Here is a 20,970-nt window from a genome sequence, read left to right as displayed (position 1 = left end):
CTAGCAGGTCCCCGTGCGTTTCGAGTCGGCCGTGTCGACGAGGTGCTTGACGAGGACGGCCTTGTGCGTGGGCTTGGCGGCCTCGAAGCGCTCGCGGCCCGAGGGCGTGAGCATGAGGAAGTTGGCGCGGCGGTCGAAGTCGCACGCGGCGCGGGTTACGAGCCCGGCCTTCTCCAGGCGGGTGACGGTGCGGGAGAGGGCGCTCTGGCTGAGGTACATCTCCGCTTCGATGTCCTTCATCTTCGCCTTGCCCTCGGCCTGGTCGCCGCAGGTGCGGCCCAGGATCAGGAGCACCTCGAACTCGCTGAGCCCCAAGTCGTGCCGGGACTGCAGCTCGTTCTCGAGCTCGCACGATGTGTTGTGGTACACACGCAGTGTCTCAGACCACTTCGCGCACACGTCTACGCCTGAATCAGCCTCCATGACCAGGAGATTACCATGTCAAGACATTTAATGTCCACTCATTAGATGCGTTGACATTCAATGCACGGGCATGTAAGTTTCTCGGCATGACGATCACCGAATCCAAACCCCGCACCGACGACCTCTCCGACACCCCCGATCCCGAATCACATGCCCCGACCCGGTGGGGGCCAAAGCTCTGGGCCGTCCTGTTCGTCGCCGGCCTCGCGATGTTCCTCGACGCCCTCGACGTCTCCATGGTCGGCGTCGCGCTCCCGTCCATCGGCCAGGAACTCGGCCTCGAGACCAGCTCGCTGCAGTGGATCGTCAACGGCTACATCCTCGGCTACGGCGGCCTCCTCCTCCTGGGCGGACGCATGTCCGACCTGCTCGGACGCCGCAAGGTCTTCCTGACCGCGCTCGTGGTCTTCGGCATCGCCTCGCTCGTCGGCGGCCTCGTCGACAACGAGGGCCTGCTCATCGCCTCGCGCATCGTCAAGGGCGTCGCCGCCGCGTTCACCGCCCCCGCCGCGCTCTCGATCATCACCACCACGTTCAAGGAAGGCCACGACCGCAACAAGGCGCTGTCCTTCTTCACCGTCTTCGGCGCCACCGGCTACGCCTCGGGCCTCATCGTCTCGGGCCTGCTCACCGGCATCGACTGGCGCTTGACGTTCTACGTGCCCACCGTCCTGGTGGTCGGCGTAATCATCCTGGCCTTCTTCGTGGTCCCCAAGAGCGAGCCCGAGCACGGCCGCATCGACTTCGGCGGCGCCGCGCTCCTCACCGGCGGCATGCTCGCCGCGGTCTACACCATCGTCACCGTCCCTGAGACCGGCTTCACCGCCTTCACCATCGCCACCACGGCCGCCGCCGTCCTCCTGCTCGGCGCGTTCCTGGTGGTGGAGAACAAGATCCGCGAGCCGCTGATCCGGCTCGGCATCCTCAAGGTCAAGTCGATCGTGCGGGCGAACCTCGCCGCGATGGCGATCTTCGGCTCCTACATCTCATTCCAGACGATCGTGTCCCTGTACCTGCAGAACACGCTCGAATGGGGCCCGCTCGACATGGCCCTCGCGCTGGCTCCCACCGGTGTCATCGTCGCGATCCTGTCCCCGCAGGCCGGCAAGGTCATCGACCGCTTCGGCACCACGCCCATGATCATCGCCTCGATGACCTCGTTCGTCCTCGGCTACCTGTGGTTCATCCTCCGCGCCGGCGACCCGACCCCCGCGTACTTCGTGGACTACCTGCCCGCGTTCCTGCTGCTGGGCCTCGGCTTCGCCATCGGCTTCTCGGCGACCATGGTGCAGGCCACCGAAGGCATCGCGGACGACGAGCAGGGCCTGGCCTCCGGCCTGGTCCAGACCTCCGGCCAGATCGGCGGCGCGGTCGTCCTGGCCATCGCCACCGGCCTGATCTCCGGCGGCGTCGCCACCAACCTCGACCAGTACCGGCCCGGCCTGTACCTCGTGACCGTGGTCGCGATCGTCGGCCTCCTCGCCAGTGCCACCGCGCTGCTGGGCCGCCGCGCAGCGGTCGAAGCCGCCTAAGAACCCAATAAACACCCGCACAGTGGGGGCCACCGTTCTCGGTGGCCCCCACTGTGTTTCCCGGTTCCCTGGATTTCAGTCGACGGTCGCCAAGGCCATGGTCGGCGGGACCTTCAAGGCCTGGCTGGTGGGGATCGCGACGGCGGCGTACGCGATGCCCGTGGTGAGCAAGGCGACCGCCGGGATCGCCCACAGCGGGCCCTGCGGCCACGGCTGGCCCATGAACCCGAAGCCCAGCAAGGACATCGGGAGCACGGAGATGAGCAGGCCCGCGCCGACGGCGATGGCGGCGGTGATCAGGGCTTCGCGCCGGACCATGTGGCGGACCTGGTGCGGGGTCGCGCCGATGACCCGCAGCGCCGCGAACTCGCCGCGCCGCCGCGTGGTCGAGGCGGCGAGGCTGTTGCCGACGCCGAGGAGCACGTACCCGGTCATGGCGAGCATGACCAGGAGGTTGATCCACTGGTCGGGGCTGACCCCGCTGGGAGCGCGCAGCGCCGTGTCGCCAGCGTTCGCGGTCATGCCGGGTTGGGTTGCGGCCCAGGCGGTCGCGGCCTCGCTGCTGCCGTCGACGAGGACCGTGTCGTATAGGCGCGGTCCGCTGTGCGCGGCGAGGAGGTCGGTGGAGGCGATGAGGCCGCCGAACCCGAAGCCGCGTTCGTAGACGGCGACGACGGCGGCCTCGGCGGTGGTGCCGTCGGCGAGGACGAGTTCGAGGCGGTCGCCGACGCCGACGCCCCACAGCTGCGCGGTCCCGGTACTGACGGCGACGGTGTCGCCGTGCAGGTCGGCGAGGCTGCCTTGTTCGACGGCGGGGTCGATGACGCGGTCGGCGCCCGGCCCGAGCGCCAGCGCGGGCGTGACCTCGGCTTCGGTGTCGCCCATGAGGTCGTACTCGCGGATGACGGTGGTCGCGACGAGCGGCACGGCCGCTTCGACGCCGTCCTGCGCGGCGAGGTCGGCGATGTCGCCGGTGGTGAGCGGGCCGGTGACGGTGGCGTCGGCGGCCGACCCGGCGGCGATCTCGTCGGCGATGGTGCGGGTGAGCGTGGTCTGGCTGAACACCTGTGTGGTGGTGAGGCCGATGGCGAGCGCGAGCACGGTGACCGATCCGGCGGTGCGCAGCGCGTACGCGTGGCTGTTGTTGACCGCCAGCCACACCGGCGCGGCGGTGCTCCCGTTGAGGCGTTTGCGGGCGATCCCGGTGACCCCCTTGACGATCACGGGCCCGGCGAGGGCGAGGCCGATCACGGCCATCATCGTGGCGGTCGCGGCGGAGATGAACGCGGCTTCGTTGCGCACGAACAGCGGCAGCACCGACTGGGCGAGCGCGATGCCGAGCAGCGCGAACCCGGCGATGACGCGTCCGGTGCCGGGGCGTCGCGGTTCGACGCGGGACTCGGCAACCGCTTCGGTCGCGGACATCTTCGAGGCCCGGCGGGACGCGCCGCGAGCCGCGAGCTGGACGGTGACGAGGAGGAGGACGGCGGCGGCGAGGCCGCTGATCGGGCTGAGCGCCAACGGGAGTGCGGCAGGGACGAGCTGCGCTTCGGTGAGGACGGCGATGAAGCCGTCGGCGATGACGTAGCCGAGGGCGATGCCGGGGACGAGCGCGATGAGCGCGGCGGCGCTGGCTTGGGTGGCGATGAGGCGCCGGACTTGGCGCGGGGTGGCGCCGACGGCGCGCAGGAGTGCGAGGTCGCGGCGCTGGTTGGCGACGGAGACGGAGAGGGCTCCGGCGGTGATGAAGCCGACGAGGAGGACCACGGTGCCGGAGAGGGCCCCGGCGAGGGCGATGAGTTCGCCGCGGGCGGTGCCGCCCGCGATGGTCTCGGCGTCGCCGATGCGGTCGCCGGTGATGACGTTGACGCCTTGGCCCGCAAGGGCGTCGGCGAGGTCGGCGGCGACGGTGTCGGGGTTGCCGTTGATGGTGACGGCGATGAGGTCGACGCCGCCGGCGGGGTGCGCGGCGAGTGCGGTCGCGGTGGCGGCGTCGAAGTGGACGCCGGGGGCTTCGGTGAGGCCGGTGATGCGGTATTCGTCGAGGTCAGGGGCTATGTCGGACCCTGTTGTTACCGTGATGAAGTCACCGATAGTGAGGTTGAGTTGACGGGAGGTAGCGGTGTTGAGGGCGAGTTCGCCGGGACCGGCCGGGGCGCGGCCGTCCACAGGGGCTGTGGACAACGCGGCGGTATCCCAGTTGTGGCCGTCGAGGACGGTGCCGGTGCCGAGGTCGACAGGGAAGGAGAGATCAGCAACGGCCGCTTCGACGCCGGGGACGGCGGCGGCCTGAGCGGCGAGGTCGGCCGCGACGGGCACGCGCTCGCCGAAGGGCAGGTCGGGGTTCTCGGGGAGCGGGTAGGCCTGGTCGGCCGCGATGACGAGGTCGGCGGCGGCGAGCCGCTCGGCGGGCAGGTGTGAAGACGCGCCGGTCTCGGCGAGGACGGCAGTGGCGGTCACCATCGCAGCGCCGCCGAGCACCGCGCACGCGACGGCGATCAATCCGCCGATCCGCTTGCGGGCCATCGAGAGCGAAGGACCGAGCATGGGGAAGGAGGGAGATGCCTTGGCGGAGAAGCGGGAACGCCGGTCCGCAGACGGGCGCTCGTGTCGGGTCTTCGGCACGGTAAGGGCCTCCGTAGTCGGGTGAGCGCGGCGGGCGCGATGCGCGGCGGCCGGTGCGCCGCCGAACGATCGCTCGAAGTGTGGAGCACGGTCAGCGCTTGCGGAGTCCGGCGAGGAGCGCGGCAAGTTGCTCTGCAGTTGCTCCTGGCACGTAGTGCTCGATGCGGCCGTCGGCGACCACCGCGGTCGCGTGGGCTCGGGCGGCCGCTGCGGGGTCGTGGGTGACCATGACGACCGTCTGCCCGGAGCCGTCGACGAGCTCGCGCAGCAGGTCGAGGACCTCGGCGGCAGTGTCGAGGTCGAGCGCCCCCGTGGGCTCGTCCGCGAACACCACCTCCGGGCGGGCCGCGAGCGACCGCGCGATCGCCGCCCGCTGCTGCTGGCCGCCCGAGAGCTCCCCGGGGCGCCGGTGCAGCAGGTCCGCGATGCCGACGCGATCGACCAGGTCCCGCAGCCAGCGGTGGTCCGCCGGGGTCCCGGCCAGGCGCAGCGGCAGCGTCAGGTTCTCTTCCACCGTCAGCGACGGCAGCAGGTTGTACGACTGGAACACGAACCCGATGCGGCTGCGCCGCAACCGGGTCCGCTGGTTCTCGCTGAGCTTCGCGATCTCGGTCCCGCCGATCCGGACCTCGCCCGAAGTCGGCGTGTCGAGCCCGGCCGCGCAGTGCAGCAGCGTCGACTTGCCCGAGCCCGAAGGGCCCATGACCGCCAGGAACGAGCCGCGCCGCACCTCGAGCGAGACGCGGTCGAGCGCGGTGTGCGCGCCGTCGTAGACCTTCGAGACGTCGTGCAGCAGCAGCGCGGGCGGCCTGCCCGTGTCGGTGCGCAGGTCCGGGCGGGGCGCGGTGAGCGTGCTCATCGGCGTCCCCGGCTCTTCACGGCCCGGACGATGAGTGCGATGCCGCAGGCCAGGGCCATGGCCCCGAACGGGATCGCGACGAAGTGGAGCCCGATCGCCTGCAGGCCCGTGTTCAGCACGACCCCGGCGACGACGCCGATCCACAGCGCGACGGTCATGATCGTGAAGTGCCCGACGCCTTGCTGCGGCGGCGGTTCGGTGATGCGGTACTGGTCGTTCATGGCGTTGCCCTCCAACGGGATCGGATAAGGGAAACGCTATGGCGAAACGCGCTGCGGCCCAATGACGCTGACTGGCCGATTCACGGTGAGGCCTGGTGCAGGCCCGGAGGTATAGCCAGCACTACCGCCGATCCGCGAATCCCCGGGTAGGTTTCGAAGCCGACGCTGAGAGGAGGGCGCGGATGGTCCGCACGAGGCTGCGCCAGGCGAAGGCCTGGATCGACGCGCAGCTGCGCCCCGAAGGGGAGGCCGCCGACCTCGCGGCGCTCCTCCAGGCGTCCCTGCGCGCCACAGGGTGGGGCATCGTCGGCGCCGGGTTCGCGTTCCTCGCGCTCTACACGATCCCGCTGCTCCTGCTCACGGCCGTGCTCGCGTTCCTCGGCATCGGCCGGTTCCTCATCCGCCCGATGTCACGCTGGGTGCGCACCGTCGCAGGCCTCGAACGCGGGCGCCTGCGCCGACTCGGCCACGAGGTCAAGACCCCCTACCTCGGGCCCTACCTCGACCCGCCGCGCAACTTCCGCGAACTCAAAGCCGACCCGAGCGTGCGCCGCGACCTCACCTGGCTCGTCATCCACGGCACGTGGGGCCTCATCCTCGGCGCGCTGCTCCTGCAGATGCCGTTCACCGCCGTCCACGACGTCACCTACCCGCTGTGGTGGTTCCTCGCCCCCGACTCGGAGCAGTACATCCTCAACGGCCTGGTCGAGGCCGAGACCGCGACCGCCGCGCTCCTCGGCTGCGCCACCGGCGTCGCCGCGTTCGCCCTCTGGATACTGTTCGGCACCAGACTCCTCGACCTGCAGACCCGGCCCGGCACGGCGTTCCTCGGGCCCGACCCGGGCATGGACCTCTCCGAGAAGGTCGCCCGCCTGACCGCGACCCGCGCGGCCGCCCTCGACGCGCACGCGGTCGAGCTGCGCCGCATCGAACGCGCCCTGCACGACGGCGCGCAGAACCGCATCGTCGGCGTCAACGTCCTCATCGGCGCGGCCCGCCGCGAGATCGGACGCGACCCGGCGCGCGCCGACCAGATCCTCGAACGCGCCCAGGACACCGTCGAAGGCGCACTCGCCGAACTGAGGGCGGTCGTCCGCTCGATCCTGCCGCCGGTCCTGGAGGACCGCGGCCTGGCCGGGGCGCTGAGCGCGCTGGCCTCCGACTGCGCGGTGCCGTGCACCCTCGAAGTCGCGGTGGAGGGCCGGTGCCCGGCGAGCGTCGAAGCGACCGCGTACTTCGTGGTCGCCGAGTCGCTGACGAACGTGGCCAAGCACTCCCGCGCGACCAAGGCCTCGGTCGAGGTGCGGCGCAAGGGGAATACGCTCACCGTGACCGTGTCCGACGACGGCCGCGGCGGAGCCGACGCCGCCTCCGGTTCGGGGCTGGCGGGTATCGCGCGGCGCGTCGAAGCGCTCGACGGGACCGTGGCCGTGGCCAGCCCCGCGGGCGGGCCGACCGAGATCAGAGTGGAGCTGCCATGCGGATCGTGATCGCCGAGGACGACTTCCTCCTGCGCGAGGGCCTGAACCTGGTCCTGCAAGGCGAGGGTTTCGACGTCGTGGCCACCGTGGGCGGGCCCGAGGAGTTCCTCGCCGCCGTCGAGGAGCACCGGCCCGAGATCGCGGTCGTCGACGTCCGGATGCCGCCCACCCACACCGACGAGGGCATCAAAGCGGCCGTGGCCGCGCGCCGCGCCCACCCGGGCCTGGCCGTGCTCGTCCTCTCCGCCTATGTGGAGCAGAGCTTCGCCACCGACCTCCTCGCGGACGGCGCCCGCAGCGTCGGCTACCTGCTGAAGGAACGCGTCGGCCGCGTCGACGCCTTCGTGGAGGCCCTGCACCGGGTCGCCCAGGGCGGCACCGCGATCGACCCCGAAGTAGTCGCGCAGCTGTTCGCGCAGCGCCGCGCCGACGACCCCGTCGAGCGCCTGACGCCGCGCGAGAAGGAAGTCCTGTCGGTCATGGCCGAGGGCCTGGGCAACCAGGCGATCGCGCAGCGCCTCTTCATCACCGAGAACGCCGTGCACAAGCACATCCGCAACATCTTCCAGAAGCTCGACCTCACCCCGGACGACCAGACCGACCGCCGCGTCGCCGCCGTCCTCCACTACCTCGAACGCGCCTGAGCGGGCGCCCCCGAGGGGGTGCCCGCCCGGCGTGTCAGTCGTGGGCCTTCGAGGACCACATGCCTCGGCGCTCGGCCTTGGCGAGCTTCTCGGCCTTGCGCAGGGTGTCGCCGATGACGAGCTCCTGGTGGCGCAGGATGTACGTGTGCGCCATGCCCTCGGCGACCGCCAGGACCGCGTAGTTCATGCCGTTCTCCATCACGACGTGCATGAGCAGCCGGTCGTACTGGTCGTAGGCCGGGTCGCCCGGGTCGGTGAAGAGGTGCACGGTGCGGCCCTCGAGCTTGTTGCGCGCGTAGGCCTTCGCCTCGGCGCCCCAGTCCTCCTCCTCGCGGAAGCCGCCGGACTCGGGGGAGTTGATCCCCATGATGCGCACGCGCACCTTCTCGCCGTCGATGTAGGCGCGGAACGTGTCGCCGTCGACCACGTCGACCACGTCCACCGTCGCGTAGAAGTCGCCCGGACCTTCCATGTGGTGCCTCCTCCCGGCCGGCCCCAGTAGCCGGACGTTTCCTTGCCATCCTCGCATTCCGATGCCGTGGACGGGAACCGTGCTCGCCGTGCCCGGCTGTGACAGACTGGGCGGCGTGGAGCGACGACCGAACCGACGCCCTGGCAGAGCAGGGTCCGCGCAGCGGGAGACCGTTCGCATCAGCGTGTCCGGGGACGCCTCCGCCGACGCCGCGCCCCCGCAGCGCGGCCGCACCGCCGACACCGAAGTGGTCGACACCGCCGCGTACGCCAAGCGCACCAGGGCGAAGCGCCCGCGAGCGCTCCTCGCATCCGCGCTGGCCACGACCGTCTGGGCCGTCACCGTCGTCTTTACGCCGATCCTCGTGGTCGTCATCCTCGGCTGGTGGCAGGCCGGAGCCGAAGGCCCGGTCTCCCAAGTCGTCGCCGCCGCCGGGATCGCGTGGCTGTCGGGGCACGGCGTGCCCGTCGACATCGGACCGATGCACCTGAGCATCGCCCCGCTCGCGCTCACCATCCTCGTCTTCTGGCGCCTCGCGAAGGCCGCCGCCGGGACCACCCGCGCCATCGGCGGCCGCGACACCGCCGCCGTACGCGCCGCCGCCGGACTCATCACGATCCTCTACACCGGACTCGTCGCGGGCGCCGCCGCCCTGTGCACCACCGGGCCCTTCAAAGTCGACCTCCTCCAGGCGCTGCTGCACGCCGTCCCGCTGGTCATCATCGCCACCGCGTTCGGCGCGGCCCGCGAAGCCGGGGTCCTCCCGTGGGACACCGCCTCGGTGTGGATGCGGCGCGGCCTGCGCACCGGCATGATCACCGCCGGGGCGCTCCTCGCCTGCGGCGCGGCCGCCACCGGCGTCGCGTTCGCCGTACGCGGGCCCGTCGTCGCCGACACCATGGCGCTGTACGGGGACGAGTCCTGGATCGTCGCGCTCATGAGCCTCGTCTACCTGCCCAACTGCGCGGTCTGGGCCGCCTCCTACATCGCCGGTCCCGGCTTCGCCGTGGGCGCCGACACCGCCGTCCAGACCTCCATGGTCGAACTCGGCCCGCTCCCGGCCTTCCCCGTCTTCGCGGCCGTGCCCGGCGCGCCCCTGCCCGACTACGCGACCATCCTCATCGGACTTCCGCTCATGCTCGCGGCCGTCTTCGGCGTCATCCTCACCTACCGCTCGCCCGACCTGCGCGTCCCGCGCGTGACGACCGCCGGGATCGTGGCCGCCGCGACCGCCGCCCTCGTCCTCGGCGTCCTCGCCTACCTCTCCGGAGGCGCGGCCGGATCTAACCTCATGGCCGACATCGGGCCCGACCCGCTCGCCGTCGCCGGCGTCAGCGGCGTCCAGTTCCTCATCGGCCTCGTCGGCGCGGCCCTCATCGCCCGCCTCTTCGCCGTCCACCGCCGCGCCGCCGAAGCCGAGCTCGTGCGTCGGGACACGGTGGTCATCCCCGAACCCGCGCCGAGCCGCGAAGACGCGTTACCGTACTCACGTGACCTCACCTAAGCGGCTCGTCGTCCTCGTGTCCGGCTCCGGCTCGAACCTCCAGGCCCTCATCGACGCCTGCGCCGACCCCGCCTACGGGGCCGTGATCGCCGCCGTCGGCGCCGACCGCGAGGGCACCTTCGGCGTCGAACGCGCCGAAAAGGCCGGCATCCCCACGTTCGTCCACCGCGTCAAGGACTACGGCACCCGCGACGAATGGGACCAGGCCCTCACCGAGGACGTCGCCTCCTACGAGCCCGACATCGTCGTCTCCGCCGGGTTCCTCAAGCTCTGCGGCCCGCGCTTCCTCGCCGCGTTCCCCGGCCGCTACATCAACACCCACAACTCGCTGCTCCCGGCCTTCCCCGGCATGAACGGCCCCGGCGAAGCCCTCGCCGCGGGCGTCAAACTCGCGGGCGCGACCCTCTTCATCTGCGACGCGGGCGTCGACACCGGCCCGATCATCGCCCAGTGCGCCGTCCCTGTCGAGGACGACGACACCGTCGACACCCTCACCGAGCGCATCAAGGAAGCCGAACGCGCCCAGCTCGTCGCCTCCGTCGGCCGCATGGTCCAGGGCGGCTGGAAAGTGGAAGGCACCCGAGTCCGCCTCGGCTGAAAAACTCCCGTCCCGAGTGACGCGTCGGGGTGTCGCTGCGCCCTCAATCCGTTTACACTTGTATACATTGACGGCGTGGAAGAACGATACCGATTCGACGAGGCGTCTTACGACGCCATCACGGCAGCCGGTCTCCATTGGCTGGACGTGCAGGACGTACTGCACGGCAAGCCCAGGATGCGCGAGCACATCGGGGCGGTGCTGCGCGTCGCCGCGCAGGACCGCCGCCGCCGGTGGATCGGGGTGGCGCTCATCGAGGAAGAGGCGGACAACGAGTTCCTCGTCGTGTCCGCGAGGTTGCTGGACGCCGCTGAGATCGCAGGGATCGAGCGGGCCTTCCGGGAAGGAAGCAAGTCATGACGAAACGAGAAGAAGCGCTGAAGGCGCTCGAATCCCGCGACTGGTCCGGGGCCTACGTCGACGACACCAAGCGGCAGATCTCGGTCGTGTACTCGGTCCGCGTCGACCAGGAGCTCTCCGAGTGGATCGCGGCCGAGTCCGACCGGCGCGGGGTGAGCCCGAGCCTGGTCATCCGCGATGCCCTGACCGAGGCCAAGGCCGCCGAAGTCGCCGACCAGACCGTCACGCTGAAACTCTCCGACCTGCACCGGGCTGTCAACCGCCTGGTCCAGCCGATCAGCTACCGCACGGCATAGCAGCGAGGGTCGTGCTCGGCTAGGGTTCCGGCATGACTCCGCCCCTCGCCGTCAACTCCCTCGAAGCGAACACCCTCTACGTCGCCTTCGCGTTGCTGCCGTTCGCCTTCGCCGCCGCCTGGGCCCTCGCGGCCTGGCGCATCCGGCGCGGCCGACCGTGCCGGGAGGCGTGGCTGTACTCGCTCGCCGAGGTCGGCGCGGTCGTCGGCTCCGTGCCGCTGCTGTTCCTCGGCCTCACCTCGCGCGAAGGCGCGAACGCGCTCCAGCTCGTCCCGTTCGTGGACCTCGCCGACCTGGCCGGGGCCGGGCCGCGCCGCATCGTCGAGCAGCTGGCCGGGAACCTGTTCGTGTTCGCCGCCGCCGGCTTCTTCCTGCCGGTCCGCTTCAGGATCGGGCTCGGGACGCTCGCGGCCGGGGCGGTCGTGGCCGCCGTGGCGCTCGAGGCGCTCCAGTTCACGTTCCTCACCGGCCGGGTCGTCTCGGTCGACGACGCGCTGATGAACGCGTTCGGCGCGGTCCTGGCCGCGCTCGCGTCCCACCGCTGGTGGCGGGCCTCACCGTCGCGCGATGTGGCCGGTGAGCAGGCCGGAGCGGCCGTGTTACGCTCGGCTGGTCGCGACTGGCGAAGTCGTCTTCCGAAGTTTCCCGTGGCACGGACCGGGCAGCTCGTTGTTGAGGGGAAACCCGACGAAGACGCACTTGGGTGGAGCACCACCAGGGAGCGGCACTGCTGAACCTGTTACTGCGGTCGAACGCCTGGGCCGCAGTCATTAGACCATCAGGAGCAGTGCATTCATGTCCGAGCGGAAGCGCATTCAGCGAGCCCTCATCTCTGTGTTCGACAAGACCGGCGTCGTCGAACTCGCCGCAGACCTCCACAAAGCGGGCGTCCAACTCGTATCGACGGGCTCGACCGCCGCACGCATCAGTGAGGCCGGCATCCCCGTCACGAAGGTCGAAGACCTCACCGGTTTCCCCGAGATCCTCGACGACCGCGTGAAGACCCTCCACCCGAAGGTCCACGCCGGGATGCTCGCCGACGTCCGCCGCGAATCCCACCGCCAGCAGCTCGAAGAGCTCGGCATCGAGGCGTTCGACCTGTTCGTCGGCAACCTCTACCCGTTCCAGGACACCGTCGCCTCCGGCGCGGGCTTCGACGACATCGTCGAGAAGATCGACGTCGGCGGGCCCTCCATGACCCGCGGCGCCGCCAAGAACCACGCGAACGTCGCGGTCGTCGTCGACCCCGCCGATTACGACCTCGTGCGCACCGCCGCCGTCGAGGGCACCACCGCCGCCGAGCGGCTCCGCCTGGCCGCCAAGGCCTTCGCGCACCTCGCGACCTACGACGCGGCCGTCGCCACCTGGCTCTCTCAACAAATTGACGGCTCCGCTGGCTCCGCCGAAGCGGGGCAATCCACTGAGGACGTGCTCCCGGACTTCCAGGCCGTGCCGATGACCAAGCTCGCGGACCTCCGCTACGGCGAGAACCCGCACCAGCCCGCCGCCGTCTACGCCGCGCCGGGCGCGGCCGGGCTCGCGCAGGCCGAAGTGCTGCACGGCAAGGCCATGAGCTTCAACAACTACACCGACGCGGACGCCGCCTGGCGCGCTGCGCACGACTTCACCGAGCCGTGCGTCGCGATCATCAAGCACGCCAACCCGTGCGGCATCGCCGTCGGCGACTCGATCGCCGCCGCCCACCGCGCCGCGCACGAGTGCGACCCGGTGAGCGCCTTCGGCGGCGTCATCGCCTCCAACGGCGAGATCGACGCCGAGGCCGCCGCGCAGATCGCGGGGATCTTCACTGAGGTCGTCGTCGCGCCGTCGTTCACCGACGAAGCGCTCGCGATCCTCTCCGCGAAGAAGAACATCCGCCTGCTCCGCGCCCCCGAATGGGTCCCGGCCGACATCGAGCTCAAGCCGATCTCGGGCGGCGTGCTCGCGCAGCGCCCCGACCGCATCGACGCCGACGGCGACGACCCGGCCAACTGGACCCTCGCCACGGGCGACGCGGCCGACGAGGCGACCCTCGCCGACCTCGCGTTCGCTTGGCGCGCGGTGCGATCCGTGAAGTCGAACGCGATCCTGCTCGCCTCCGGCGGCGCCTCGGTCGGCGTCGGCATGGGCCAGGTCAACCGCGTCGACTCCGCGAAGCTCGCGGTCGAGCGCGCGGGTGAGCGGGCCACCGGATCGGTCGCGTCTTCTGACGCGTTCTTCCCGTTCGCGGACGGCCTCCAGATCCTCATCGACGGCGGCGTCAAGGCCGTCGTGCAGCCGGGCGGTTCGGTCCGCGACGAGGAAGTGATCGCGGCGGCGAAGGAAGCCGGGATCACGATGTACCTCACCGGGACCAGGCACTTCACGCACTAACCGAGTGAGAGGGCCGCACGGGAGAACCCGTGCGGCCCTTTACTTGTCTAAGACGCCCAGGTCACGCACGAGCTGGGAACGTAGCCCCACTCGTCGCCCGCGTAGTTGACGTACGCCCACTCGCTCGTGGCCGCGCCGCACGCGGTGTAGGACTGGCCGGGGACGAGGGCGCAGTCGGCGTCGTAGGTGCGGCCCGCGACCACGGAGCCGACCGTGCCGCCCGACGTGCCGGGCTCGGCCCAGACCGCGCGGTTCTCGTCGGCGACGGCCGAGCAGACCGCGGTCGCGGCCGGTTCGGCCTGCGCCGCGGCCGCCGTCCCCAGGGTGAACGCCGTTGCGGCCACGCAGGCGCCGAGCGCCATCATCATTCGTTTCACGGTCCACTCCATTTCAGTCGACTTGCGGGGATTGCCCGCACCACAAAGACGCTGGCATGAACTCCGTGCCCGTGTCGACGGGTGGACGCCGTTCGTCGGGTTTCTTACGATCCCCGTTCCAGCTGAGAGAACTCACAGGTGGAGAGCCCGTCTGCGGTTAGGCATACATGGCCGATTCACGATAGGTTGATGTCATGATGCAGATGCTCTGTCCGAAATGTCAGAACCCCATGCACCAGTACGAGCGCAACGGCGTAGTCGTGGAGCAGTGCTCCGAGTGCAAGGGCATTTTCCTCGACCGCGGCGAGCTCGAGCACTTGATGAAGTTCGAGCAGTCGTTCCACGCCGGCCCGCCCGCCGCCGTCGCGCCTTCCGGCCCGCCGCCGCGCGACCCGCGCTACGACGACCGCCGTCACGACGACCGCCGCTACGACGACCGGCGCCGCGATGACGACCACCGCCGCGACCACTACGACGACCACCGCCGCGACGACTACTACTACAAGAAGAAGAAAAAGAAGAGCGTCTTCGAAGACCTCTTCGACTTCTAGCCCAGAGAAGCGACGCAAAAGGACCGAGCGGCCCCGCCGCCCGGTCCCTGTCGTCTGCCCTCAGCCTTCACAGTCCTTGACCGAGGCGTTCCAGATGCGGACGGCCTCCGCGATGAGAAGCGGGCAGTGCTTTGCGGCCCAGTCGGCTTCAAGCGGGGCCGAGACGCGGAGCGCGGGCTGGTCGGTGTCGAGGCGGATCACGGACCCGATCGCTTCGTCGTCGCAGGTGATGCGGGCGCGGGCCTGGATCGGGATGAGCGAGAAGCGCAGCGGCCGCTCGGAGATCTCGATGGTCTCGACGCACTTGGCGGGTTCGGTCATCGCGCCACCTGCCATCCCGCGACACTGCGGCCGTGCGCGGCCCCGGCGAAGAACCGCGACGCGGACGAGACCTGCACGGTTCGCTGCTGCGGCACGGCCGGTACGGGAGCCGGACGCGTCGCAGCAGCGGAAGCGGCCCAACGCGGTCGGACCTCCTGGCCGAGCGGAACGGGCATCGGCACGAGGCCGCAGCCGACGACCCACAAGCACCAGCGCAGCACCCACATCAGTCGTTCCCGGAGGTAGGGCTTCTCGGGCGCGAAGTGCGCAGCGTGCAGCGCGGCGGAGCCGACGATGAACCGGTCGAACGCGGCTTCCCTCATGCGCGAGAACCGGAACGGTTCGGGCTCCTCGTTCTCGTTCGCGCTCTCCCAGAACCGGTTCCGGCCTCGCGAATCTTCGTTGTCGCGCGGTTCCTCGTCGCTGGGCCCAGGACTCGGCCGCCAGGAACGCGGCGGCGTCGGCCCCCGGCCGGGGCTGGGACGGTCGCCGTCGCCGTCGCGCGGCAGGTCGCGCCGACGCTGCCACGGCGGGTCCGCTTGCGGCGGTTCGGGTTCCGACTCCTCGACCTCGCGCGCTTCGATCCCGGGGTACCAGGCGTTCCCGGGGTTCACCCATCCCTCGGCGGGAAGCGGGTCGGGGGTCTCGTCGCGGCGGTGACGTCCGGTCCGCCGGTCGGGGTACCAACCGGGAGAGCCGAACGGACCGGGGTCGAACGGGTCGTGGGGGCGGTTGGTGTCGATGATCCACGTGTCGCCTGGCTTGTGGCGCAAGTGCATCGGCTCGTAGCGGGGGCTGCGCGGGTCGGAGTCCGGGGCGTCGAGATCGCATGAAGACGGGTTGTGCTGGTAGCGATAGGCGCCCGGGCACATCGGGTCGGGTTCGCCGTCGGCGAGGAAGAGCCGCCGCCCGGCCCAGTCGTAATAGCCGTCGCCGTCACCCGACCCGGTGATCTCGGTGAGCGGAGCGCCGGGACCGAGGGAGTCATGCTGGTAGAACGCCTGCTGAACCAGCACGCGCATGCGCGCCTGGTTCACCATCGTCGCGTTTTGATGAGTTGCGCTACGCCTGTTTTCGCGTAGGGTGGACTGTGCCATCGGAGGGCTTCCTTCCGTTGGGTGAAAGGTGGGCCGCCGATTGATTTTGCGGTCGTGAGGCGGCCCACCGGCCATATTCGATTGTCGTGAGAAGACGCGCACTGCGCGCTCTTGGACTATCGCACGGATGTCGCCTTTCGTGAAGGTCCGACACGCCCCGAATCCGCCTGCTGCGCTTACGTGTCTAGACGATTTGGGTTACGACGATTTCTGGGCCCCCGGTCTATAACCCTGACACCCGGGTACGACACCCTTCCGCCCGCACAATGCGAGGCCACCGATTTGAGGGTATTCGCGAGCGAGGTCACGTCTGCGGCTAGTTTGCCTGTACCCCACCGGTTTGTGCAGCTCCAGTATTCTGTGAATGCCCGTAAACCCCACGGCCAGAACGGAACAGAAGTGCCCACAACTGGATCCCCTAGCCCCTTCGCGAACTTCGGCGACCCGAACACGCCCCGCCCATCGTTCACCGGCGGCGACGCGCAAGCACGCATGGCCGAGCTCCAGGAACGCATGCAGCAGTCGATGTCGGCCACGAAGGACATGGCCGAAAAGCTCGGAGCCCTCCGAGTTGTCGCTACCGACGAGTTTGAGACTGCCGAAGCGACAGTCGACTCCACCGGCGGCCTGGTCGACCTTCGACTGTCGGCCCGCGTGCTCAACCAGCATCCTGCTGACACCGCCCGCATGATCATGGAAGCCGTCCAGGCCGCGAAAACCCAACTCGCCGAACAGACCCGCGAGATCGTCGCCGACACCATCGGCTCCGACTCCGAATCGGGCAAAGCCGTCTTGGCAGGCCTCGACAAGCGCCTGCGCCTGGACGAGGAGACGAACTGATGGACGGTTTCCTCCCCAACTTCCAGCAGATCACCGGCCTCTACCCGGGCTTCGAGGTCGACCCGGAATCCCTGCGCGACTACTCGGCCCGCCTGGAAGCGTTCAAGGACCGGTTCGCCGCGCTCCAGGTGGCCTCGGACTCTATCGAATACGACGTCGGTGCGCTCGCGCCGTTCTTCGCCCCCTCGCTGGAACCGCTGCTCGATATGAAGCACGCCGCGGCCGCCGAACTCATCCCCGAAGGCGCCGACACCCTCGACACCCACATCGCCGCCCTGAACCAGAGCGCGGATGCCTACGAGGGCGCCGACTCCGCAGCCGGAAGCGAACTGGACACCATCGAGGGGGAACTGTAATGAGCGACAACGGACTCATCGCCGACGCCTACCACTCACCGACTTCGCCGACCAAGGGGTTCGGCCTTTTCGACGCGGCCGACGACATGGTCGCCGCGATCGACAGCAAAGGCTGGATGGACAACGCGCTCGCCGGGGCTGGAGCGACATTCGAAGTCCTCTCCTACCTCGACCCGATCGGGACGTTGGCATCCTCAGGCGTGTCGTGGATCTTGGAGCAATGCCAGTGGACCAACGACCTCCTCCACGAACTGTCCGGTGACGCCGATGCCCTGCTTACCCACGCCGGGACCTGGACGAACATGGCCAACGAGGCCTGGGCGATGGTCTCGGAAATGCAGTCGCTCATGGAATCCTCAACCGGCGAGTGGACTGGGAAGGCCGCTGACGCGTTCCGCGATCTCCACACCCAGTACCTGACAGCGCTCGACGGCATGGGATGGGTCTTCGACGGGATGCGGGCCGCGACCGAAGGGGCCGCGACCCTCGCCCAGATCAGCTACGAACTCATCCGCGACGTGATCGCTGAACTGGTCTCGCTCCTGCTGATCCACATCCCCATCTGGCTCGGCCTGATCGCCGCCTCTGCCGGTGTCGCAACCCCGCTGTGCATCATCGACGCGATCGGCATCATCGCCGGCTTCGCGGGTCTGGCTTTCTCCCTGGTCACCGCAGCGGTCCAATCCATCATGGCCTTTCACACCATCCTCACCGCCTGACCTCCGACACCCCACACGCCCTCACGCAGAGAACAGGACCCCCCGCCTTCATGCGCAAGCTCCTACTCTTCGCCGCCCTCATAGCGGCAACCGGCCTCTTCAGGCACGGCGGCGGAACTCCGAGTCCCACAACCCCTGGCAGCACTGGCAATTCGACCGGCGCCTCCGATCCAGGAGGCCCAAGCGGCCGAAACCTCGGGGGCACCGGAAGCGGCGGCATCACCGGAACCGCAGCAGCAGTCAGAACCGTCCTTGTAAGCACCAAAGCCAAGGTCGGCGGCAACTCCACCGCTAGTACGCCTATCGGTGCGACCGACCCCTTGAACACCAACGATTCTGGTTCGACCACAAGTAGTGGCATGTACGAATCCGGCGGGGATCCGATGGCTGAACTCGGTCCTGGCAGGGAAACTCATCCAGAAGAATGGGATCGTCTTATCGCCGAAGCGGAGTCTCACGGAGTTGAAATCATCTATCGTTCAGACGCAATCGCTTATAACCCGGGGTCGTCTCCCGGAAATCCGGGCCAGCTATTGCTGGACCCAAATGCCTCGTTTTCTGCGCTACAGCATGAAATGAGTCATTTCTACGACGACCGCGACGCAGGATGGCTTGGTATGCGGGGCGCTAATGATCGAGAGTTCTTGGGAAGCTCGGAATATCGCGCTTATCAGGTTGAGATAGATTCGGCTAGGTCTATGGGCCTGGATGATATTGAAGCTCAACTTATCGAGCTCCGGGATCAAAGAATGAGTGATATCGCAAAATGGCCCGAGGAAGCTCGTGTAATCTCTGATGATATCGTGGATCGGGTGTTCGGGGATTTGGATTTCGATTGGAATGATTGGAAATAGGAAATGTTTGAAGAAGACGAATATTTCGGCCCGAAATCCAGCGCTGAGCTGATTGCAAATGCCGAGAACTCGGAAGTTTCGATTATCGTTCGAGGTAGGTCGATCGTTCAAATCGGGATGAGGGCAAATGGAAATGAAAGCCTCACCAGGAAACTTTCGGAATGGGCTGTCAGCCCTGAGTTTCAACATGCAGACTGGGTTGGTAGTGTCTCTTTGGCCTGGGTTTCAGTCTGTGCTCTTGCATACTCCGATCCAACTGAAGAAGGACGGAGTAAAGTGCGCTCGATTCTAAGTCAATGGGATCCTGAAGAAAAAGGGTCGCTGTTGAGCTGGGCGAAGCGCGAATCCTGGTTCAAAGGCGTCAGCTAGCGTCGGTCTTAAATGGCGTATCGCGACTTTCAGTTCGCCCCGCGGGAGTCGTTTAGCCTCAGTTATGACGTTCCTGGTCGAGAGCCTGTGAGAAAGCGGTTCGGTGAGAAAGGGAAGGCGGACTTTCCCGTGATGGATGAGGTGGAAGTAGTCGCTCGTGTCCGCGAATATATCCAGGCAAGGCACCCTGACTATCCGACTGATGCGCTGGGTGCGGCGAGGTTTGAAATTGGCTGGACAGTGTTCGCGCGCCATGAATCGGAGGATCTCAGCTCGCTCCGTGTCGGAATGGCGGTATTCCTCATTGGGGATTCAGGCGTGATCATGAAGGCGTCAGGGAGTCGGCCTCCGCATGAGCGGGTTGCCGAGTTCATGCGTCGGTATGGCGACGGTTCCTTATCGTGGTGAAACCGCGCTCTCTCGGGTGGGAATCGAGGTGGTCGACCCGGAGAACGACTATGACCCTTACTTGCTCGAGGTCGTCAAGGTCCCTGGGCTAGGTGGGGGATAGAGGGAAAGTCACCTTTGGGGTCCAGGGGATGGGGGCTCCGGCGAGGGTTTCTCCGGTCCAGGCTCCTGGGCTGGGGTGGGTGTAGAGGGTGAAGGCGTCTACGCGGAACCTGGCTTCGAAGCGGGACATCGAGTTGAAGGCCTGGTCGAGGGCGAAGGCCGGTACGTTCTGGGCGATCGTGATGTGCGGGTGGTAGGGGAACGAGCGTTCGCGTTGGGTTGGGCCGCTTCGGATCGCTGATTCCAGTTGTTCGCAGACCGCGATGCCTTCGGCGACGGCTACGAAGACTACGTCGGTAACGGGGCGGAAGGTTCCCGTTCCTCGCAAGTGGAGGGTGAAGGCCGGGCAGGCCGCGGCGACCGCTTCCAGGTGGGCCTTGAAGGCGTCGAGCGTGCCTGCTGGGATCTCGGTGGGGCCCAACAGGGTCAGGTGTGCCGGGACTATGCCGCCGAGGGGGTCGCCGGAGGCGATCCGGGCGTCGTCCAGGGCCTGCCGCCAGGGGGCGGGCACGGGGATCGCCACGCCGACGGTGACGCCCCGTGCGGTCGGGCCGGTCGGCGCCACTAAAGCGCCACCGGCGGGTAGAAGCCGACCTTCTTGTAGGCCTTGGCGAGCGTGCGCGAGGCGACGTGGCGGGCCTTCACCGCGCCCTCGGTGAGGATGCGGTCGAGCTCGGCCTTGTCCGCCAGGAACTCCTTGGTCTTCGCACTGATCGGGCCGAGGTACTCGGCCACGACCTCGGCGAGGTCGGTTTTGAAGTCGCCGTAGCCGCGGCCCGCGTACTCAGCCTCGAGCTTCTCGATCGTCGTGGCGCCCAGTGCGGCGTAGATGTTCATCAGGTTCGACACGCCCGGCTTGTGCTCGGGGTCGTACCGCACCTCGGCGTCGGAGTCGGTGACGGCGCTCTTGATCTTCTTGCGCATCTGGTTCGGCTCGTCGAGGAGGTACAGGCACCCGCGCGGCGACGGCGAGGACTTCGACATCTTCTTCTCGGGCTCGGCGAGGTCCTTGATCGTCGCGGTCTCCTTGACGATGTAGGGCTCGGGCACCGTGAAGGTCTGGCCGTACGTGGTGTTGAACCGGATCGCGAGGTCCCGGGTCAGCTCGAGGTGCTGGCGCTGGTCCTCGCCGACCGGGACCTGGTCGGTCTGGTACAGCAGGATGTCGGCGGCCTGGAGGATCGGGTAGGTGAACAGCCCGACGGTTGTGCGTTCTTGTTTGGCCGACTTGTCCTTGAACTGGGTCATGCGCGCCGCTTCGCCCATGCCGGTCTCGGTGTTCAGAATCCAGGCGAGCATCGCGTGCTCGGGCACCTGGGACTGGATGAACAGCGTGCACCGCTCGGGGTCGACGCCCAGCGCCAGGAGCTGAGCGGCGCTCACCCGTGAGCGCTGGTGCAATACCTTTGGGTCGTGATCGACGGTGATCGCATGCTGGTCGACGACGAAGTAGAACGCGTCCGTGGAGTCCTGCATCGCCACCCACTGCCGGATCGCGCCCAGGTAGTTCCCGAGGTGGAACGAGTCCGAGGTCGGCTGAATCCCGGACAGGACGCGCGGTTTGCGGTCGGCAGTGGTCATGGACCGA

24 protein-coding genes, 1 pseudogene and 1 riboswitch are annotated in these 20,970 nt (G+C 68.6%); of the genes and pseudogenes, 15 read left to right on the top strand and 10 right to left on the bottom strand.

What is annotated here, in order from left to right; translation table 11 throughout:
* Nucleotides 1-423, bottom strand: coding sequence for a MarR family winged helix-turn-helix transcriptional regulator (locus tag ACZ60M_RS20745; RefSeq protein WP_465420426.1), 423 nt, complete (start codon nucleotides 421-423; stop codon nucleotides 1-3).
* An 86-nt stretch (nucleotides 424-509) separates the two neighbouring features.
* Here ACZ60M_RS20745 and ACZ60M_RS20740 point away from each other — a divergent pair, with 86 nt between their 5' ends.
* Nucleotides 510-1,955 (top strand): MFS transporter, encoded by a 1,446-nt coding sequence (locus ACZ60M_RS20740; RefSeq protein WP_465420424.1) that lies wholly within the window; start codon nucleotides 510-512, stop codon nucleotides 1,953-1,955.
* 75 nt (nucleotides 1,956-2,030) lie between these two features.
* Here ACZ60M_RS20740 and ACZ60M_RS20735 read toward each other — a convergent pair whose 3' ends face one another.
* The 3 genes from ACZ60M_RS20735 to ACZ60M_RS20725 form a co-directional block, all read right to left on the bottom strand.
* On the bottom strand, nucleotides 2,031-4,502 hold the full coding sequence (locus tag ACZ60M_RS20735) for an ABC transporter permease (RefSeq protein ID WP_465420422.1): 2,472 nt from the start codon (nucleotides 4,500-4,502) through the stop codon (nucleotides 2,031-2,033).
* A gap of 169 nt (nucleotides 4,503-4,671) precedes the next feature.
* A complete protein-coding gene (locus ACZ60M_RS20730) occupies nucleotides 4,672-5,439 on the bottom strand; it encodes an ABC transporter ATP-binding protein (RefSeq protein WP_465420420.1) in 768 nt (255 codons plus the stop codon).
* Nucleotides 5,436-5,660: a hypothetical protein gene (locus tag ACZ60M_RS20725; RefSeq protein ID WP_465420418.1), complete on the bottom strand. Its 225-nt coding sequence runs from the start codon at nucleotides 5,658-5,660 to the stop codon at nucleotides 5,436-5,438. Before ACZ60M_RS20725 ends, ACZ60M_RS20730 begins: the two co-directional genes overlap by 4 nt.
* Nucleotides 5,661-5,842: 182 nt before the next feature.
* On the opposite strand from ACZ60M_RS20725, the gene ACZ60M_RS20720 reads away from it, so the two are divergent.
* Together ACZ60M_RS20720 and ACZ60M_RS20715 are read left to right on the top strand one after the other, a co-directional pair.
* Nucleotides 5,843-7,150 (top strand): sensor histidine kinase, encoded by a 1,308-nt coding sequence (locus tag ACZ60M_RS20720; RefSeq protein WP_465420416.1) that lies wholly within the window; start codon nucleotides 5,843-5,845, stop codon nucleotides 7,148-7,150.
* A complete protein-coding gene (locus ACZ60M_RS20715) occupies nucleotides 7,138-7,785 on the top strand; it encodes a response regulator transcription factor (protein WP_465420414.1) in 648 nt (215 codons plus the stop codon). The genes ACZ60M_RS20720 and ACZ60M_RS20715 overlap by 13 nt, the downstream gene beginning before the upstream one ends.
* Nucleotides 7,786-7,819: 34 nt before the next feature.
* On the opposite strand, the gene ACZ60M_RS20710 is transcribed toward ACZ60M_RS20715, so the two are convergent.
* Nucleotides 7,820-8,257: a thermonuclease family protein gene (locus ACZ60M_RS20710; protein ID WP_465420412.1), complete on the bottom strand. Its 438-nt coding sequence runs from the start codon at nucleotides 8,255-8,257 to the stop codon at nucleotides 7,820-7,822.
* A 115-nt stretch (nucleotides 8,258-8,372) separates the two neighbouring features.
* Here ACZ60M_RS20710 and ACZ60M_RS20705 point away from each other — a divergent pair, with 115 nt between their 5' ends.
* From ACZ60M_RS20705 to purH, 6 genes and pseudogenes are all read left to right on the top strand, one after another.
* Nucleotides 8,373-9,761: a cell division protein PerM gene (locus ACZ60M_RS20705; protein ID WP_465420410.1), complete on the top strand. Its 1,389-nt coding sequence runs from the start codon at nucleotides 8,373-8,375 to the stop codon at nucleotides 9,759-9,761.
* Entirely contained in the window at nucleotides 9,748-10,359 is a 612-nt protein-coding gene (gene purN / locus ACZ60M_RS20700; protein WP_465420408.1) for a phosphoribosylglycinamide formyltransferase, read from the top strand. The genes ACZ60M_RS20705 and purN overlap by 14 nt, the downstream gene beginning before the upstream one ends.
* A gap of 75 nt (nucleotides 10,360-10,434) precedes the next feature.
* Nucleotides 10,435-10,719, top strand: a complete 285-nt coding sequence (locus tag ACZ60M_RS20695; RefSeq protein ID WP_465420406.1) for a hypothetical protein — start codon at nucleotides 10,435-10,437, stop codon at nucleotides 10,717-10,719.
* Entirely contained in the window at nucleotides 10,716-11,015 is a 300-nt protein-coding gene (locus ACZ60M_RS20690) for a ribbon-helix-helix domain-containing protein (protein WP_465420404.1), read from the top strand. The genes ACZ60M_RS20695 and ACZ60M_RS20690 overlap by 4 nt, the downstream gene beginning before the upstream one ends.
* Nucleotides 11,016-11,047: 32 nt before the next feature.
* Nucleotides 11,048-11,488: pseudogene (locus ACZ60M_RS20685) on the top strand (VanZ family protein); the annotation flags it as partial.
* Nucleotides 11,489-11,620: 132 nt separating this feature from the next.
* Nucleotides 11,621-11,784: riboswitch (ZMP/ZTP riboswitch) on the top strand.
* A gap of 26 nt (nucleotides 11,785-11,810) precedes the next feature.
* Entirely contained in the window at nucleotides 11,811-13,388 is a 1,578-nt protein-coding gene (gene purH, locus ACZ60M_RS20680) for a bifunctional phosphoribosylaminoimidazolecarboxamide formyltransferase/IMP cyclohydrolase (RefSeq protein WP_465420403.1), read from the top strand.
* A gap of 47 nt (nucleotides 13,389-13,435) precedes the next feature.
* Here the strand turns inward: purH and ACZ60M_RS20675 are convergent, their stop codons facing one another.
* On the bottom strand, nucleotides 13,436-13,765 hold the full coding sequence (locus tag ACZ60M_RS20675) for a hypothetical protein (RefSeq protein ID WP_465420401.1): 330 nt from the start codon (nucleotides 13,763-13,765) through the stop codon (nucleotides 13,436-13,438).
* Nucleotides 13,766-13,959: 194 nt separating this feature from the next.
* Between ACZ60M_RS20675 and ACZ60M_RS20670 the strand changes: the two genes are divergently transcribed.
* Nucleotides 13,960-14,316: a TFIIB-type zinc ribbon-containing protein gene (locus ACZ60M_RS20670; RefSeq protein ID WP_465420399.1), complete on the top strand. Its 357-nt coding sequence runs from the start codon at nucleotides 13,960-13,962 to the stop codon at nucleotides 14,314-14,316.
* Between the two features lie 60 nt (nucleotides 14,317-14,376).
* On the opposite strand, the gene ACZ60M_RS20665 is transcribed toward ACZ60M_RS20670, so the two are convergent.
* A complete protein-coding gene (locus ACZ60M_RS20665; RefSeq protein WP_465420398.1) occupies nucleotides 14,377-14,637 on the bottom strand; it encodes a hypothetical protein in 261 nt (86 codons plus the stop codon).
* On the bottom strand, nucleotides 14,634-15,659 hold the full coding sequence (locus ACZ60M_RS20660; protein WP_465420396.1) for a hypothetical protein: 1,026 nt from the start codon (nucleotides 15,657-15,659) through the stop codon (nucleotides 14,634-14,636). The genes ACZ60M_RS20665 and ACZ60M_RS20660 overlap by 4 nt, the downstream gene beginning before the upstream one ends.
* 474 nt (nucleotides 15,660-16,133) lie before the next feature.
* Here ACZ60M_RS20660 and ACZ60M_RS20655 point away from each other — a divergent pair, with 474 nt between their 5' ends.
* From ACZ60M_RS20655 to ACZ60M_RS20635, 5 genes are all read left to right on the top strand, one after another.
* Nucleotides 16,134-16,574, top strand: a complete 441-nt coding sequence (locus tag ACZ60M_RS20655) for a YbaB/EbfC family nucleoid-associated protein (protein WP_465420394.1) — start codon at nucleotides 16,134-16,136, stop codon at nucleotides 16,572-16,574.
* Nucleotides 16,574-16,930, top strand: coding sequence for a hypothetical protein (locus ACZ60M_RS20650; protein ID WP_465420392.1), 357 nt, complete (start codon nucleotides 16,574-16,576; stop codon nucleotides 16,928-16,930). The genes ACZ60M_RS20655 and ACZ60M_RS20650 overlap by 1 nt, the downstream gene beginning before the upstream one ends.
* A complete protein-coding gene (locus ACZ60M_RS20645) occupies nucleotides 16,930-17,649 on the top strand; it encodes a WXG100 family type VII secretion target (RefSeq protein ID WP_465420391.1) in 720 nt (239 codons plus the stop codon). The genes ACZ60M_RS20650 and ACZ60M_RS20645 overlap by 1 nt, the downstream gene beginning before the upstream one ends.
* Nucleotides 17,650-17,969: 320 nt before the next feature.
* Nucleotides 17,970-18,503: a hypothetical protein gene (locus tag ACZ60M_RS20640; protein ID WP_465420390.1), complete on the top strand. Its 534-nt coding sequence runs from the start codon at nucleotides 17,970-17,972 to the stop codon at nucleotides 18,501-18,503.
* A 3-nt stretch (nucleotides 18,504-18,506) separates the two neighbouring features.
* A complete protein-coding gene (locus ACZ60M_RS20635) occupies nucleotides 18,507-18,872 on the top strand; it encodes a hypothetical protein (protein WP_465420388.1) in 366 nt (121 codons plus the stop codon).
* Between the two features lie 496 nt (nucleotides 18,873-19,368).
* Here the strand turns inward: ACZ60M_RS20635 and ACZ60M_RS20630 are convergent, their stop codons facing one another.
* Entirely contained in the window at nucleotides 19,369-19,947 is a 579-nt protein-coding gene (locus ACZ60M_RS20630) for a 2'-5' RNA ligase family protein (protein WP_465420386.1), read from the bottom strand.
* Nucleotides 19,947-20,963, bottom strand: coding sequence for a tryptophan--tRNA ligase (trpS, locus tag ACZ60M_RS20625; RefSeq protein WP_465420384.1), 1,017 nt, complete (start codon nucleotides 20,961-20,963; stop codon nucleotides 19,947-19,949). The genes ACZ60M_RS20630 and trpS overlap by 1 nt, the downstream gene beginning before the upstream one ends.
* Nucleotides 20,964-20,970 lie beyond the last annotated feature (7 nt).

The organism is Glycomyces sp. NPDC050141 (assembly GCF_055586545.1).
This window is presented reverse-complemented; position numbering and strand designations above follow the sequence as displayed.

Bases quoted from the DNA above. Each gene is read 5' to 3' on its own strand.
- ACZ60M_RS20745 (WP_465420426.1), bottom strand. From the start codon at position 423: ATGGAGGCTGATTCAGGCGTAGACGTGTGCGCGAAGTGGTCTGAGACA.
- ACZ60M_RS20740 (WP_465420424.1), top strand. From the start codon at position 510: ATGACGATCACCGAATCCAAACCCCGCACCGACGACCTCTCCGACACC.
- ACZ60M_RS20735 (WP_465420422.1), bottom strand. From the start codon at position 4,502: ATGCTCGGTCCTTCGCTCTCGATGGCCCGCAAGCGGATCGGCGGATTG.
- ACZ60M_RS20730 (WP_465420420.1), bottom strand. From the start codon at position 5,439: ATGAGCACGCTCACCGCGCCCCGCCCGGACCTGCGCACCGACACGGGC.
- ACZ60M_RS20725 (WP_465420418.1), bottom strand. From the start codon at position 5,660: ATGAACGACCAGTACCGCATCACCGAACCGCCGCCGCAGCAAGGCGTC.
- ACZ60M_RS20720 (WP_465420416.1), top strand. From the start codon at position 5,843: ATGGTCCGCACGAGGCTGCGCCAGGCGAAGGCCTGGATCGACGCGCAG.
- ACZ60M_RS20715 (WP_465420414.1), top strand. From the start codon at position 7,138: ATGCGGATCGTGATCGCCGAGGACGACTTCCTCCTGCGCGAGGGCCTG.
- ACZ60M_RS20710 (WP_465420412.1), bottom strand. From the start codon at position 8,257: ATGGAAGGTCCGGGCGACTTCTACGCGACGGTGGACGTGGTCGACGTG.
- ACZ60M_RS20690 (WP_465420404.1), top strand. From the start codon at position 10,716: ATGACGAAACGAGAAGAAGCGCTGAAGGCGCTCGAATCCCGCGACTGG.
- purH (WP_465420403.1), top strand. From the start codon at position 11,811: ATGTCCGAGCGGAAGCGCATTCAGCGAGCCCTCATCTCTGTGTTCGAC.
- ACZ60M_RS20670 (WP_465420399.1), top strand. From the start codon at position 13,960: ATGATGCAGATGCTCTGTCCGAAATGTCAGAACCCCATGCACCAGTAC.
- ACZ60M_RS20665 (WP_465420398.1), bottom strand. From the start codon at position 14,637: ATGACCGAACCCGCCAAGTGCGTCGAGACCATCGAGATCTCCGAGCGG.
- ACZ60M_RS20660 (WP_465420396.1), bottom strand. From the start codon at position 15,659: ATGCGCGTGCTGGTTCAGCAGGCGTTCTACCAGCATGACTCCCTCGGT.
- ACZ60M_RS20650 (WP_465420392.1), top strand. From the start codon at position 16,574: ATGGACGGTTTCCTCCCCAACTTCCAGCAGATCACCGGCCTCTACCCG.
- ACZ60M_RS20645 (WP_465420391.1), top strand. From the start codon at position 16,930: ATGAGCGACAACGGACTCATCGCCGACGCCTACCACTCACCGACTTCG.
- ACZ60M_RS20635 (WP_465420388.1), top strand. From the start codon at position 18,507: ATGTTTGAAGAAGACGAATATTTCGGCCCGAAATCCAGCGCTGAGCTG.
- trpS (WP_465420384.1), bottom strand. From the start codon at position 20,963: ATGACCACTGCCGACCGCAAACCGCGCGTCCTGTCCGGGATTCAGCCG.